Annotated in this window: 10 protein-coding genes; 3 read left to right on the forward strand and 7 right to left on the reverse strand. The window is 46.9% G+C overall.

Translation table 11 applies throughout. The features are described 5' to 3' along the window. The 4 genes from B0187_RS09215 to B0187_RS09230 all read right to left on the reverse strand — a co-directional run. Positions 1–2,272: ESPR-type extended signal peptide-containing protein (locus tag B0187_RS09215; protein ID WP_143413777.1), on the reverse strand; the 2,272-nt coding region annotated here is incomplete at its 3' end. A gap of 485 nt (positions 2,273–2,757) precedes the next feature. Continuing rightward, the gene (gene fadD / locus B0187_RS09220) at positions 2,758–4,446 is read right to left on the reverse strand and encodes a long-chain-fatty-acid--CoA ligase FadD (RefSeq protein ID WP_078237568.1); all 1,689 of its coding nucleotides are present in this window, start codon (positions 4,444–4,446) and stop codon (positions 2,758–2,760) included. Positions 4,447–4,495: 49 nt separating this feature from the next. Continuing rightward, entirely contained in the window at positions 4,496–4,933 is a 438-nt protein-coding gene (locus tag B0187_RS09225) for a SoxR reducing system RseC family protein (RefSeq protein ID WP_078237569.1), read from the reverse strand. After that, a complete protein-coding gene (locus B0187_RS09230) occupies positions 4,930–5,898 on the reverse strand; it encodes a MucB/RseB C-terminal domain-containing protein (RefSeq protein ID WP_078237570.1) in 969 nt (322 codons plus the stop codon). The genes B0187_RS09225 and B0187_RS09230 overlap by 4 nt, the downstream gene beginning before the upstream one ends. 111 nt (positions 5,899–6,009) lie before the next feature. Here B0187_RS09230 and B0187_RS09235 point away from each other — a divergent pair, with 111 nt between their 5' ends. Further along, positions 6,010–7,875: an SLC13 family permease gene (locus B0187_RS09235; protein WP_078237571.1), complete on the forward strand. Its 1,866-nt coding sequence runs from the start codon at positions 6,010–6,012 to the stop codon at positions 7,873–7,875. 34 nt (positions 7,876–7,909) lie between these two features. Here B0187_RS09235 and B0187_RS09240 read toward each other — a convergent pair whose 3' ends face one another. Then, positions 7,910–9,067 (reverse strand): chorismate mutase, encoded by a 1,158-nt coding sequence (locus B0187_RS09240; RefSeq protein WP_078237572.1) that lies wholly within the window; start codon positions 9,065–9,067, stop codon positions 7,910–7,912. Between the two features lie 170 nt (positions 9,068–9,237). On the opposite strand from B0187_RS09240, the gene ettA reads away from it, so the two are divergent. Further along, on the forward strand, positions 9,238–10,908 hold the full coding sequence (ettA, locus tag B0187_RS09245) for an energy-dependent translational throttle protein EttA (RefSeq protein WP_078237573.1): 1,671 nt from the start codon (positions 9,238–9,240) through the stop codon (positions 10,906–10,908). Between the two features lie 67 nt (positions 10,909–10,975). Here the strand turns inward: ettA and B0187_RS09250 are convergent, their stop codons facing one another. Together B0187_RS09250 and B0187_RS09255 are read right to left on the reverse strand one after the other, a co-directional pair. Beyond that, entirely contained in the window at positions 10,976–11,797 is an 822-nt protein-coding gene (locus B0187_RS09250; protein WP_078237574.1) for an SDR family NAD(P)-dependent oxidoreductase, read from the reverse strand. Next, positions 11,794–12,351, reverse strand: a complete 558-nt coding sequence (locus tag B0187_RS09255) for a nitroreductase family protein (RefSeq protein ID WP_078237575.1) — start codon at positions 12,349–12,351, stop codon at positions 11,794–11,796. The genes B0187_RS09250 and B0187_RS09255 overlap by 4 nt, the downstream gene beginning before the upstream one ends. Positions 12,352–12,443: 92 nt before the next feature. Here B0187_RS09255 and sppA point away from each other — a divergent pair, with 92 nt between their 5' ends. Then, complete coding sequence (gene sppA / locus B0187_RS09260) at positions 12,444–14,291, forward strand: signal peptide peptidase SppA (RefSeq protein WP_078237576.1); 1,848 nt, start codon at positions 12,444–12,446, stop codon at positions 14,289–14,291. The last annotated feature ends 138 nt before the right edge of the window (positions 14,292–14,429 follow it).

Raw genomic sequence — 14,429 nt, forward strand, 5'->3', positions numbered from 1 at the left:
AACCTGCATTTAAAACATCGCTTAATGTTGCAGCGTTGTTTAGTTCACTTGGGTCGATTGATGGACGCTCAACCTTATCAGTGAAGTTAATGGTTCCTTGACCACCAGTACCATCATTAGTAGTTCCGCTTGTATTTTCGGTAACAGTTTTAGGCAATCTGCTGGTTAAGTTAGAGATAACGTTAGACTTAGAACCATCTGGGTTAGTCACTTCACCAATCACAATAGGGTTACTTGCGTTACCAATGGTAACGTTAGTGAACGTTGGAGTATCAACTACAGAGTAGGTATAAGTAACAGTATCAACACCATTTGCATCCGTTGTATTGGTTTGAGTCAGTTTTAAGTTACTGCCTTTTGCAAAGTTAACGATATCACCTGGATTGATTAAGGTGTTGTTTGACGTACCGTCTGGGTTAGTGGCATTTGTCCACCAGCCTGCATTGTTAATCGCGTTAGCGACATCGCCTGCGGTTGCAATCGCATTTTGATCTACTGGTGTATCCACCTTACCTGAAGGTGCTTTATTGACAGTTGCTGATGAATCTGCAGCACTTGAACCATCAGAGACAGTTAATGGCGTTGTATTAACGTTAAAGGTTACGTTTACGCCTGCAACGCTTCCGTCTGTTGAATTCCAGTTAGCAACAGTCGCTGTCGTTGCTGTACCATTATTGAAGTTTACGATTTTATTTGGCGTAATATGGTTTGTGGCATTCACGGTGTTGTTAGATACCACAAAACCCGATTCTACTTTCGCCATTACTGCATAAAGCTGTGAACCGTTGATACCGTCTGTAGATTGAGCATCAATGTGACCTGCCGCTACGTTTTTGAGCTGACGTTCGTTACCTTTTTCACCAATACTTACATATTGACCTGTAGTTTGTGGCTGACCAGCAAAGCCCCATTCACCATAGGTAATATCTTCACCACTTGAGTTTTTCACCGTTGCAGTTTTTACTTTTGTTACGGCGTGTGATGCACCACTGGTTAATGTACCACTTTCTACATCGCCATTGGTTAATACTTCAGTAGAAGCTTGACCAAGAACAACAGAGTTTTCAGTACTCAATCGGCGAATATTTGGACCTAACGCCACAGAGTTATGACCTGTTACATTGGTATAAGTACCAAATGCAATAGAGTCATTACCTTGTGATAATGCATAAGAACCAATCGCGGTAGAGTTTTGACCAAATGCACGTGCTGCGTGTCCTAATGCTACTGCGTCTGCTGTAGTTGCATTAGATGCTGTACCGATTGCAATAGCATTTCGGCCTGAGCTATCCGTTACGGTGGTTGGGTTACTCATAATACCACCCGCAGTTGCATAAGCACCCATTGCAATTGAAGCATTACCTATTGCAAGAGCATTTACACCAAGTGCTTGAGATGCTACACCTGCAGTTTGTGCTTGTGCACCAATCGCAGTTGAAACGTCTCCACCAGCAACTGTTTGAGTCCAACGTCCCTGACCTTCAATGAGAGAAGTGGTGCCACCGATAACAGTTTTAGTTGCTAAAGCAGGATTACGTTCTACATATAACTTTTTAAGGTTACGACCATTCGTACCTGGGTACTCAGGGATAGCTTGTGCTAGTTGTGCACGAGCTTTCTCAATATCGTCACCACCTACAGCGTATGATGAGTTACCTAATGCACGTGCATCCGAACCAAATACGTTTGATTGGTCGCCGTAAGCATAAGAACGAGAACCTACAACCGTAACCTGTCCCGCAGAGAACTCACTATTTATAGTGTCACCCGATTGTGAACCGACAATGGTGTTTCCATAATAGCCGTGTGATTGAGCACCATAACCAATTGCAACGTGGCCTGGACCATCATAATTATTACCTGGTCTAGAACCGCCATATGGTCCTAATTGAATGGAAACATTACCACCAATCGCTGTTGAATAGCTAACGGATGTTCCACTTCTGCCAATTTGAATATTCGAACCGATTAAATTATTAGAAACACCATTAACTGCTAAGTTAGTACCGACTAATACGCTATCAGTACCACCTGAGATTTTAGTAATACTATTATCTACTGAGTATTCTGTTGCAGCCGCACCGAATGCTACAGGTGCAGAAAGGCTTAGTAATCCCCCAACAAGAAGTGGTAAAAATTTACTATCCGCAGAAGTAAGTTCAGCTCTTTCATCTGTTGATGATGCTGATTTACCTTTTGCTTTTGTTAACTCGGATACAGCAACCCAAGATTGTGTCGCTTGGTTCCAAATTACCTTAAATACTTTATTCATAGTTACCTCGTAACCGGAAATTATTCATAAAAAATCACTATTCATAAAAAAAGCTGAAATAAATCCAGCTTCCTTGTTTATAGTAATGGTTAATTTGTATGATTAAGTTATGAAACTTTAATCAAAACTTCCCAATTGTAAAAAAAAAAAAATGCAAGCGATAATAGCTTGATTGATTGAATTTTATGCAATTGAGAGGTAAAAAAGTGCTTTATGAAAAAGCGAACCATTTGCTATAAAAAAGCTGAAACTAGTTCAGCTTTTTATTTATAGTTAATGGTTAATTTGTATGATTAAATTGTGAAGAACTTAATCAAAACTTCCTCATTGTAAAAAAAAAAAGCAAGTGATAACGGTTTGATTGATTTAATTTTATACAATTGTGAGATGGGGAACTAATAAGGAAGGGTTTTGTGAAAAATCGAACCGCTTGAAATGCAAATGGACGCTGAAAGTTGCGTCCATTATTAAACATTGATAAAAGACTAATTTTGAGATGAAGTTTTGTGTATTTCTTCGTCTCTCAATACCCTACGCAAAATTTTGCCGACATTGCTTTTCGGCAATTCATCGCGGAACTCAATATCTCGCGGGATTTTGTAGCCCGTGAGGTATTGGCGGCAGAAGTTGCGAAGTTCTTCACGGGTGAGGCTTTCGTCTTTTTTGGTAACGAAAATTTTGATGCTTTCGCCCGAGGCTTTGCTTGGTACGCCAATCGCCACTACTTCGTTTACCTTTGGATTTTGCGAGATCACTTCTTCGATTTCGTTCGGGTAAACGTTGAAGCCTGAGACGATGATCATATCTTTTTTGCGATCGACAATGCGTAAGTTGAGATCCTCGCCCATTACCACGATGTCGCCCGTTGCCATCCAGCCCTCTTTTAACACTTCGGCGGAATCGTCTGGGCGTTGCCAGTAGCCTCGCATTACCTGTGGGCCTTTGACCCACAATTCGCCACGCTCGCCCATTGGTACATCGTTGCCGGCGTCATCGACAATCCGAATATCAGTGTTTGGCACTGGCACACCGATTGAGCCAGAGTATTCGGTGGAATCGTTGCGAGTGGCGGCGATTAACGGTGAACATTCGGTCATTCCGTAGCCCTCAATAATGTGGTTGCCCGTGGTTTCCTGCCAGCGAGCGGCGACTGAACTTTGAATCGCTGCCCCACCGCCAACGCTTAATCGCAGGTGCGAGAAATCAACTTCTTTGAAATTTTCGTTATTTAACAAGGCGTTAAACAGGGTGTTCACGCCTGTAATCGCCACGAACGGATATTTTTTCAGCTCTTTGACGAAGCTCGGAATATCTCGTGGATTGGTGATCAACAAGCCCGTTACCCCCATTTCGACAAACAGCAAGCAGTTCACCGTAAGGGCGAAAACGTGGTACAACGGCAGGGCGATCACCGCAATTCGCTCACGGCTGCCACGCAACAACGGCTCGGCAACCCAGTTCGCTTGTAGCACATTGGCGATGATGTTTTGGTGGGTGAGCATTGCCCCTTTCGCCACGCCCGTAGTGCCGCCCGTGTATTGCAAGAATGCGAGGTCGTCTTTGTAAACGGTCGGTTTCACATATTGACGCTGTTTGCCGATGCTCAACGCCTCACGGAAGCTGACGGCGTGGGGCAGTTTGTATTTTGGCACGAGTTTTTTGATGTATTTCACCACGAAATTGACGAGGGTGCGTTTGCCAAAGGAAAGCTGATCCCCCATTCGGGTCAAAATAACGTGTTTGACTTGGGTATCAAACACCACTTTTTCGAGGGTGGCGGCGAAGTTCGACACAATCACAATCGCTTTCGCACCGCTATCATTAAGTTGATGTTCCAACTCACGCGGCGTATAAAGCGGATTGACATTCACCACCACCAAACCAGCCCGCAACGCCCCAAATAATGCAATCGGATATTGCAACAAATTCGGCATCATCAACGCAATCCGTTCGCCTTTTTCGAGGCGTAACTCATTTTGCAGATAGGCGGCAAAGGCTCGGCTACGCTCTTCCAATTTGCGGAAAGTCAGCACCTGCCCCATATTGATGTAAGCTGGCATATCGGGGTGTTTTCGCACCGCATTTTCAAACATTTCAAGCAGAGAATCGTATTTGTCCACGTTCAAGGTGCGTTCTGCCCCTGTTGGGTAATTCTCAAACCAAATTTTTTCCATTGTGTGTTCCTTATTGATAACAGCAAGCGGGTAGATTTTAAAAAATTTCTTAAATTCGACCGCTTACCCGTCTTAAAAATTGCGGTTGCAAAGCCGTTTGTTGGCGTTGAATGAATTGGCGGACAGCCACAAAACTGCCCCCCGTGCAGAAAAAAATCCCCAAGGCGATCATCAGTTCATTTTCGGTCAAAAGCGAAACGCCCACCGCCGAGCCAAGCAGGGCGAGCAGCGGCACGCCGTAAAGCCAAAACACGCCATTTAATAGGGTTTGTTCGGGCAAGCCCAGTTCAATTTGATCGCCAATCGCAAGGGGTTGGTTTACCGTCAATTCAAATTGCGGGGCGGTTTTCTCGCCAGCGAGGGCGGAAAGAGCCTTTGTGCCACAACTGGCTTGTGCCGAACAACCGCCGCAGCCTTGTTTGGCTTGGCATTGGACGGTGGCGATGCCGTTGTGGTAGGCGATCACGGTGGCGGTTTCAATCATCATTGGGCGTTACCTACAAATTGCACGCTTTGGGCGATCCGTTTCGCTGTTTCAAGGGGCAGATCGCCGACCAAAATCACGTTGTTATTGTTGATGATCTCGCTGTAAATCAAGGTTTTATCCTGTTGCCAAAACTGACCGCTTGCCAGCAGATCCACGTTCGGGATCACATAGAGATTAAACGAAAAAATCCCGTCGCTATAAAGTTGGCTATCCACCGCTTGCAGTTCGGTGAGTTCGGGCAGTAGATTTTTTTGAATACGGTTGATCGGCTTAAAGCCCTCGGGCAGCCAGCCGAGTTGCCATTCGGGATCGGCGGTTTGATTTTGAGCGGGGGCGATAATTTCGGGCAGAATAAGGGTGTTGATCGCCTCAACGATGCCGTGGATTTGGTTATCGGTGCTGAGTTGCACCACCTTAAATTGTTCAAGCAAGCGACCGCTTTGATCAAACAGTTCGCTTTTTAGCAAAATGTGATTGTTTTCATCAATCCATAACACTATTGGGTAGCGGTCGTTATTTTTTGGGATCAGTTTGAAGCCACGCGCGACACGATCAGCGATTCGATCTCGCTCTAATTCTTCCACATAATAGCCATTAAGTTGGGTCAAATCGGCGTTAAAAATAGCGGGTAGATTATCCAAAATTTGTGAACTTGGCAGGCTAAACGGGCGGAAACCGTAGCCCAAATAGCTCACGGTGTTACCTTTTAGCACCTGTTCCTCACGGCGATTATCAAGGCGTAGCAGTTGGGCAAAACCTTTGCCGTTGGCGGTGGTGTGGCGATAGCGGAAAGATTCCGACTCGTTGCCCTGTTGCAAGTTGTAGAGAATTTCGTAGGTTGCCGTTTGGTGGGCGTTAGACATCGCTTTCAAAAAGTCTAAGGCGGTGCGAGGGGCGTTTGCCCAGCCAGCGAGGGGCAAACTCAGCAGTAGAAAAATCAAAAAAAGTCGGGGGATTTTGTGCATTTTATTATTATCCGATTTTTAGGGTGATGAAAGCGGTGGGATTGTAGCAAATTTTTGCATAGACTGCCATTTTCGCTATAATTCACAAAATTTCCTCACTTTTTGCTCAAAATGTCTTCATTCCCTAGTTTTTTCCCCACTTTTTTCTCGCAACCGCTGTTTTGGGTGTTGAGCCTGTTGGCGGTGGCGATTTTCCTATTTATCCAAAATAAATGGCGAATGGATACCATTGCCCTGTTGGTAATGCTAGGGTTTAGCCTGTCGGGCATTTTAACCACCCAAGAGATTTTTGCTGGATTTAGCGATCCGAACATTATTTTGCTCGCCTTGCTCTACATTGTGGGGGAATCCCTTGCCCGCACGGGGGTTGCCTACCAAGTGAGCGATTGGTTAATGCGAGTGGCAGGGGCGAGCGAAACCAAAGTGTTGGTACTGTTGATGTTTTCTATCGCCACCCTCGGGGCGTTTATGAGCTCAACGGGGATTGTGGCGATTTTTATCCCTGTGGTACTTGCCATTTGTGCAGGAATGAACATTTCCCCCCGCCGAATGATGATGCCGTTAAGTATGGCGGGCTTGATTAGCGGAATGATGACCCTGATAGCCACCGCCCCCAATTTGGTGGCTCATTCGGAATTAGTCAAAAGTGGTTATCAAGGCTTTGGCTTTTTTGATTTTACCCTGATTGGCTTAACGATTTTGGTACTCGGGATTTTGTATATGCTAGTGGCTTGCCGTTGGTTGGATAATGGCGAACAGGAAACGAACCTCACCCACGAAGAAAATTCCATCAGCCATTTGATTAACGAATATCAGCTACACGGGCGAGCCAAAATGGTGGTGCTTGCCGAAGATTCCCCCTTTATTGGCAGAACCATTGACGAACTGAAACTGCGTTCGACCTATCATCTCAACATTATCGCCATTCAACGTTTTAAACATTTCCGCCGTATTACCATTACGGCGTTAGGCAACGATCAACTGCAAAATAAAGATGTGCTGTTAATGGATATTGGCGTGAGCGAAAGCGAATTTCAAACCTTGTGCGAACAGTTCAAATTAAAACCGATTGCGTTGAAAGGCGAGTATTTTTCCGACCACGCCAAAGCGGTGGGAATGGCGGAATTAGCCCTAATGCCCGAAACGGATACTATCGGCAAAACCATTGCGGAACTGGGTTTTCGCTCGAATTTTGGATTGAGCGTGGTCGGGATCAAACGCCAAGATCAGATCCTACAAGATAATCTGCTCACAGAGCCGTTAAAATCGGGGGATATTTTGCTGGTAATGGGCGTGTGGCAGCGGATTATGGCAATGGATAAGCATAACAAAGATTTCTTCCTGCTCGGCACGCCGAAAGAGAGCAAACAAGCCGTGCCAGCCGCCAGCCAAGCCCCCCACGCTCTGTTTTCCATTTTTGTAATGGTGGCGTTAATGATAAGTGGCATTGTGCCAAATGTGATCGCCGCACTAATCGCCTGCCTGATGCTCGGCAAATTCCGCTGCATTGATATGAAAAGTGCCTATGAGTCGATCCATTTCCCGAGCCTCATTTTAATTATCGGAATGATGCCGTTCTCAATCGCAATGCAAAAAACGGGCGGCGTGGCTTTGTTAGTGGAACAATTCCTCGCCATAATGGGCGGATTAGGCATTTACCCAATTTTATTCGGCTTGTTCGCCTTAACCGCGGTGGTGGGCTTATTTATCTCAAACACCGCCACCGCCATTTTAATGGCACCGATTGCAATCGAAATCGCCAACCAACTCGGCTACTCGCCGATTGCGTTGGTAATGGTGATTACCATCGCCTCGTCCGCCGCCTTTATGACCCCAATCTCTTCCCCCGTAAACACAATGGTGATCGGTCCCGCAGGCTACAAATTTATCGACTTCGTCAAAATTGGCGTGCCGTTTACTTTGATTGTAATGATCGCCACCGTATTGTTAGTGCCGTGGTTGTTTCCCTTAACGTAAAAATGCCGAGCATTTAGCTCGGCGTAGGAATTTTTTAAATTTTAACTGGCTCAATAATTTCACTCGGATAACAGCCCAACACTTTCACATAGCTAGTCTCTTTTTCCAAGGCACGCAGGGCGTTTTGGGTGTTTTCTGAATGGATATTGGCTTCCAGTTCCACATAAAACATCTCTTCCCACGGCTTGCCATAAATCGGGCGAGATTCCAATTTCATCATTCGGATATTGTGCTGTTTGAACACCATTAACGCATCCACCAAAGCCCCCGCTTGTTGGGTGGTGGTCATTAGTAGCAGGGTTTTGGTTTGCACTTGCGGCGACACTTTTACCGCCTGTTTCGCCACCACGATAAAGCGAGTGATATTGTTCTCTTGGTTGGCAATATCCGTTTTAATCACGTTCAAACCATAGAGTTTCCCGCCGTCCTCGTTGCCGAGTACCACAATGTTTGGTTTATTCAAGCGAGCCACTAATTCCATTGCGTGCGAGCTGCTTTCGCAATACTTAATATGCACCTTGTTGAGGCTTTGGATGAATTGGCTGGATTGCTGGATCACCTGCGGGTGGCTGTAAAGAGTGTCGATCTCGGCGAGTTCAATCGGGCTAGTCGCTAGCACGCAATGTTTGATCGGATAGGCTAATTCGCCCACCACCGCTAATTCCGTGTGTTGCAGTAAATCGTAGACATCATTGATCGATCCCGAAGTGGTATTTTCAAGGGGCAGCACGCCGTAATCCGCCTCGCCTTGTTGCACTTTCTCAAACACTTCGGCGAAGGATGCACAACTCAACTCGTGCAACGTGCCTTGATACTTTTTGGCGAATTGGCGAGACGCCATATTGGAATAAGAGCCACGCATTCCCAAAAAGGCAATCGAAATGCGATCCTCTTTCTGCTCGTTCAACTTATTTTGCAGGTAATTTTGTTGGGTAAGCACGGAATCCTCAATGATCCGCTGGAAAATTTGGGTAACGTAAAGCGGATCGAGTTGATAATTTTCCGCCTCGGCAAAATTTACCAGCTCTTGCAGCAACTCTTTTTCTCGCACCACATCACGCAACGGCTTTTGGGTAATCTCTTTGCTACGCACCACATCAAAGGCGAGGCGGTGGCGTTCGGAAAGCAGTTTCAGCAAGTGGCGGTCGATTTGGGTAATTTGTTGGCGAATATCAGCTAAATTTAAAGACATTGTCATTCCTAACGGGATAAAGTGTTTGCAAGCGGTCGGATTCTTTGAAATTTCGTGAAAATCCTACGCAAAAATCCCGCAAATTCTAGCGATTTATGCCAAAAAAAGAAAGAAAAACCACCCATTTTCAAGTAGAATAACCCACAATTTTTTCAACGAGGAATTAAATAATGTCCACACAATTTGTTTATACAATGCACCGAGTCGGCAAGGTTGTTCCGCCGAAGCGGCATATTTTGAAAGATATTTCTTTGAGCTTTTTCCCTGGGGCGAAAATTGGGGTGCTTGGCTTAAACGGGGCGGGGAAATCGACCTTGCTTCGCATTATGGCGGGCATTGATAAAGAGATCGAGGGCGAAGCTCGTCCGCAACCTGGGATCAAAATCGGCTATCTTCCGCAAGAGCCAAAACTCGAACCGCAACAAACCGTGCGTGAAGCGATTGAAGAAGCGGTGGGCGAAGTGAAGAAAGCCCTCACTCGCTTAGATGAAGTGTATGCCCTTTACGCTGATCCTGATGCGGATTTCGACAAACTCGCCGCCGAGCAAGCGGAATTAGAGGCGATTATCCAAGCCCACGATGGACACAATCTCGACAACCAATTAGAACGTGCCGCCGATGCGTTACGTTTGCCAGATTGGGACGCAAAAATCGAGCATTTATCAGGGGGCGAACGCCGCCGTGTGGCGTTGTGCCGTTTGTTGCTTGAAAAGCCAGATATGTTATTGTTAGACGAGCCAACCAACCACTTGGATGCGGAATCCGTGGCGTGGCTAGAACGCTTCTTACACGATTACGAAGGCACGGTGGTAGCGATCACCCACGACCGTTACTTCCTTGATAACGTGGCAGGCTGGATCTTAGAGCTTGACCGTGGCGAGGGTATTCCGTGGGAAGGTAACTATTCTTCTTGGTTAGAGCAGAAAGAAAAACGCCTCGCCCAAGAACAAGCGGCGGAATCGGCACGCCAAAAATCGATTGAGAAAGAGTTGGAATGGGTGCGTCAAAATCCAAAAGGCCGCCAAGCGAAAAGTAAGGCGCGTATGGCACGCTTTGAAGAACTCAATTCGGGCGAATATCAAAAACGTAACGAAACCAACGAACTCTTTATTCCACCTGGCCCACGTCTAGGCGATAAAGTGATCGAAGTGCAAAACCTCACAAAATCTTACGGCGACCGCACGTTGATTGACGATCTCTCATTCAGCATTCCAAAAGGGGCGATTGTGGGGATTATCGGGGCGAACGGTGCGGGTAAATCCACCCTTTTCCGTATGCTTTCGGGCAAAGAACAGCCAGATTCAGGCTCAATCGTGCTGGGCGAAACGGTGGTAATGGCATCGGTCGATCAGTTCCGTGATGCAATGGACGACAAGAAAACCGTATGGGAAGAAGTGTCGGGCGGACAAGATATTATGCGAATCGGCAACTTTGAAATCCCAAGCCGTGCCTATGTTGGACGCTTCAACTTCAAAGGCGTGGATCAGCAAAAACGCGTGGGCGAATTATCGGGCGGCGAACGCGGACGTTTGCACCTCGCCAAACTCTTGCAAGTGGGCGGCAACGTGTTGCTACTGGACGAACCGACCAACGACCTTGACGTAGAAACCTTGCGAGCCTTAGAAAATGCGATCCTCGAATTCCCAGGGTGTGCCTTAGTGATTTCCCACGACCGCTGGTTCTTAGACCGCATCGCCACCCATATTCTCGACTACGGCGATGAAGGCAAAGTAACTTTCTACGAAGGTAACTTCTCTGATTATGAAGAGTGGAAGAAGAAAACCTACGGCGAAGCCGCCACCCAACCGCATCGCATTAAATATAAACGGATTGCGAAGTAAAGCGGATTAACAAGCGGGCAGATTGGTAAAAATTTTTACGAATCTGCCTGCTTTTATTGATAACAATTTACCCCCCAAACTTCCGACACAAGGCATCAAACGTGGTGGTGGGTAGGAATCGTTTGAGCCACCAGAACAATTTGGTGGGGAAGGTAACCTGATAACGGGCTTTCGGTTTGTGGCTGTTGAGAGCGGTTAGGCAGGCTTCGGCACAAGCGGTGGCGGGTAGGGTGAATGGGTTGCCGTTGCTTGGGGCGGTTAAGCGTGCCAACTGCTTGGCGTTAAAGGCTTGATGATAGGAATTTTCCAGATCGATGTATTGTTGCAATTTTACCACCGAATTTGGGCGGAATTTGCTTTGAATCGGGCCGGGTTCGATCAAGCTCACAAAGATATTCGAGCCGTGCAACTCGTGGCGTAGGGTGTCGGCATAGCCTTCGAGGGCGAATTTGGTGCTGTTGTAAGCTGCTCGATAGTGCATTGCGGCAAAGCCCAAAATGCTACTGGTGATTAAAATTTTACCGTGATTCTGACGGCGGAAAATTTTGAGGGCGTGATTGACCACTTCCCAGCAGCCGAACACGTTGGTTTCAAAGATTTCTCGCAACGCCTCACGTGGCACATCTTCGGCACAGCCTGGTTGCCCGTAGCCTGCGTTACAGAAAATGGCATCTAAGCCACCGCTTGCATTGATATAGTCAAACACCTGCTCGATTTGGGCGGAATCCGTAACATCAAGTTGTACAGATTCCAACCCCTCAAATTGCAAGCGGGCGACATCTTCCGCCTTGCGACAACTGGCTATCACTCGCCAGCCAGCCTGTTTGAGGTGGTGGGCGGTGGCGTAGCCGATGCCCGATGAACAGCCCGTAATTAAGATCGTTTTCATTTGAGATACGCCACAAAATCCGTTGGATCTTCACATTCGCTGCAACGAGCGATCTGATCGTCTTCACGGGGCGAGCCGATCATCAACAACGCCACGATCTGATCCTGTTCCGCACACGCAAAAGCGTTACGCAACGCCGATCCGTTGATCCATTTATTAGTAATCCAAACCGTGTCAAAGCCTTGTGCATTGGCGGCGAGTTGCATTGCGTAAGTGGCACAGCCTGCGGTCAGCATCTGTTCCCAAGCGGGGACTTTTGGATTATTTTCATCGATCTTCGCCACCACGCCGATCACCATTGGGGCGAGGTGGCTGATTTTTTCCGCCTTGTGAGCATCCAACCCAAATTCTTGCACCGCACCGTCAAGGCAGTTTTTAAAGGTTGCCATTTGGCTTTTTTCAATCACCACAAAACGATAAGGCTTTAAGCGACCGTGATCGGGGACTCGCAAGGCGGCTTTAAAAAGGTTGTTGAGTTGTTCGGCATTTGGGGCGAGATCGCCGAGTTTTTTATTGGAACGGCGATGATGAAGTAGGTCTAAAATCGGGTTCATTGAAAAATCCTCTTTACGAAAAAACCGTTAAAGAATAGCACATTTTGTGGTAATTTATCGGCAATTATTCTCAACAAAATTTAGGAAAATTGATGTTCCTCACTCTGTTAAAGGGCATTTACCGCCTGTTTCGTTGCCTACGGGAATTTACCGTCAGCCTCTTTTTTATTCTGTTCGTCCTCGTGTGCTGGGCGGTGGTCTCAATGGTGGCGAATAGCGGTAAACCACAAACCAGCGATTTCGGGCAAAATTCCGCCCTGTTACTCAAATTAAACGGCTATTTAGCCGACAATCGCGATCAATATGGCGATTTTTACCGCTTATTGCGTTCGGAAATGGAACAGAGCGAGGATAACAAAATTTCCACCTTTGACGTGGTGCAAATGCTCAAACGGGCGGCGGCGGATCGCCAAATCACGGGCTTGGTGCTGGATTTAGGCAAATTTCAAGGGGGGGATTTGCCCTCGTTGCGGTTTATCGGCGAAGAAATTAACGCCTTCAAACAATCGGGTAAACCCGTGATTGCGGTCGGCTCGCAGTTCAGCCAAAGTCAGTATTATTTGGCGACCTTCGCCGACAAAATTTACCTCAATAAAGCAGGTTCGGTGGATTTAAAAGGGTTGAGCTATTCCAATCTCTATTTCAAATCCTTGCTCGACAAAATCGAAGCCACCCCGCATATTTTCCGTGTTGGCACTTACAAATCGGCGGTTGAGCCGTTTTTGCGTGATGATATGTCGCCCGAAGCTCGCCAAAACGCCCAAAAATGGCTCGGCGAAATGTGGGACGATTTCCAAAATGTGGTGGCGAAAAATCGTCAAATCGGCAAAGAAAAAGTGTTGCCTGAGCCTGCTCAATTCTTGGCGGAATATCGTCAAGCCAAAGGCGATGATGCACAATTTGCCCTCAACCGTTTCCTTGTGTCTGAGGTGTTGAGCGAGGGGGAAATTCGCCAAAAATTGATCGCTCAATTTGGCGAAAATTCGCAGGGATCTTACCGCTTGATCGAGGATATCGACTATGTGGAAACCCTGCCTGACCGTTTTTCTTCCAACGCTTCGCAAAAAATTGCGGTGGTCAATGTTGAGGGGGCAATCGTGGACGGCGAGAGCGATGAGCAGAGTGCGGGCAGTGAAACCATTGTCGAGTTACTCGAAAACGTGAAGCAAGATCCGAATGTGGTCGGCTTGATTTTACGGGTAAACAGCCCTGGTGGCAGTGCGGTGGCGTCGGAATTGATCCGTCAAAAAGTGGCGGAAATTCAGCAAAAAGGCGTGCCAGTGGTGGCTTCAATGGGCGGAATGGCGGCTTCGGGCGGTTATTGGATTTCCGCCACCAGCGATAAAATTGTCGCCGATCCTAGCACCATTACAGGCTCAATCGGCATTTTCGGCTTGGTGTTAAATGTGGAAAAAACCGCCAAAAAAATCGGCGTAAGCGAGGACGGCATTGCCACTTCCGAACTCGCTAACCAAAATTCCCTCAAACCGCTCTCGCCAGCTCAAAGTGAGCTGATCCAAATCGGGATTGAAAACGGCTACGACCGCTTTATCAGCCTTGTCAGCCAAGGGCGAAAGATGTCAAAAGAGGCGGTGGATAAAATCGCCCAAGGGCAGGTTTGGACGGGGGCGACCGCTCAAAAGCTCGGCTTGGTGGATCGTTTAGGCGATTTCAGCACTGCTTACGATGAAATGGTGGCGTTGCTCAATCAGCAAGGCAAAACGGTGAAATCCCCTGCGGTGCAATGGTTTGTTGAGGAAGATGATTCCCTGTTCGGGGCGATGTTGAAAGGCATTAAACCCAAAGTGCAGGTGGAATTGGTGCGTTGGCTGAATTTGCCCGTGCAGTCTAAACTGAAACAATCCCTTGGCGTGTTAGACAGCTTTAACGATCCGCAAAATCGCTATCTCTACTGCCTAAATTGTGGTGTGGTGAGGTAGCTAAACCGCCTTGCAAGCGGGTAGATTTTACGAAATTTTCAGAAATCTAACCGCTTGCATTGGATTTTTTACGCTTTAACATTGCAAAACGCCGTCTATCTCTTTAAACTTCCGACTAATTTTTTTCAATTAAAAAGA

This window comes from Haemophilus paracuniculus, assembly GCF_002015115.1.
GTDB classification, from domain to species: domain Bacteria; phylum Pseudomonadota; class Gammaproteobacteria; order Enterobacterales; family Pasteurellaceae; genus Haemophilus_E; species Haemophilus_E paracuniculus.

Coding starts and splice junctions, on each gene's coding strand:
- B0187_RS09235 (WP_078237571.1), top strand. CDS start 6,010: ATGTCTTCATTCCCTAGTTTTTTCCCCACTTTTTTCTCGCAACCGCTG.
- B0187_RS09230 (WP_078237570.1), bottom strand. CDS start 5,898: ATGCACAAAATCCCCCGACTTTTTTTGATTTTTCTACTGCTGAGTTTG.
- B0187_RS09250 (WP_078237574.1), bottom strand. CDS start 11,797: ATGAAAACGATCTTAATTACGGGCTGTTCATCGGGCATCGGCTACGCC.
- B0187_RS09255 (WP_078237575.1), bottom strand. CDS start 12,351: ATGAACCCGATTTTAGACCTACTTCATCATCGCCGTTCCAATAAAAAA.
- ettA (WP_078237573.1), top strand. CDS start 9,238: ATGTCCACACAATTTGTTTATACAATGCACCGAGTCGGCAAGGTTGTT.
- fadD (WP_078237568.1), bottom strand. CDS start 4,446: ATGGAAAAAATTTGGTTTGAGAATTACCCAACAGGGGCAGAACGCACC.
- B0187_RS09225 (WP_078237569.1), bottom strand. CDS start 4,933: ATGATGATTGAAACCGCCACCGTGATCGCCTACCACAACGGCATCGCC.
- sppA (WP_078237576.1), top strand. CDS start 12,444: ATGTTCCTCACTCTGTTAAAGGGCATTTACCGCCTGTTTCGTTGCCTA.
- B0187_RS09240 (WP_078237572.1), bottom strand. CDS start 9,067: ATGTCTTTAAATTTAGCTGATATTCGCCAACAAATTACCCAAATCGAC.